This window comes from Candidatus Symbiothrix dinenymphae, assembly GCF_001431085.1.
In genome coordinates, this window is sequence record NZ_BBRU01000308.1 from 1 (window position 1) to 528 (window position 528).

1 protein-coding gene is annotated in these 528 nt (G+C 47.3%); it reads right to left on the reverse strand.

Annotation, left to right across the window (positions count from 1 at the left end; genetic code table 11):
- The coding region (locus tag ASC50_RS03825) for a cellulase family glycosylhydrolase (RefSeq protein WP_158648386.1) at window positions 1-528 on the reverse strand (528 nt) is incomplete at both ends.

Sequence of the window (528 nt, forward strand, 5' to 3'; positions counted from 1 at the left end):
CCGGCAGGGGAGTATCCCACCCAAAAATGGTATTGGTCTTTCCGGCAACCAAACCCCAGTTGATAGCCCCGATATTTTCCGCTTTCAACAGCGGCATAATCGTTTGAAAAGTACTTTTGGGACGCGCCATATATTCGGTACAAATCATCGGACGACCGTATTGCTTGAGTTTGTTGATGAGAGCGAGATGCGCTTCCACGGATTCATACGTGTGGTAAGTGATGACATCGGAGTTTTCCAACTGATACGTGTTCAAATTGGTCAAACTGCCGTGCCAATAACCGGCAGAAAGCGGCTGAGAGGGATTGACTGTCCTTCCCCATGTAAAAACCTGTTGCAATAGTGGAAGACTTTTGTCGCCGTAACCGCTGTTGCCCGGCTCGTTGTACAAATCCCACAGCACAATGCGTTTATCCTTTTTAAAGGTCGCAAGGATGTCTTTTACATAGACTTCAAGTCCGGCAATCAAGGCAGTATCCTGAAAAAGTAAATCACCCGGGTCACGTAGCCATCCGGAATTATGTACAC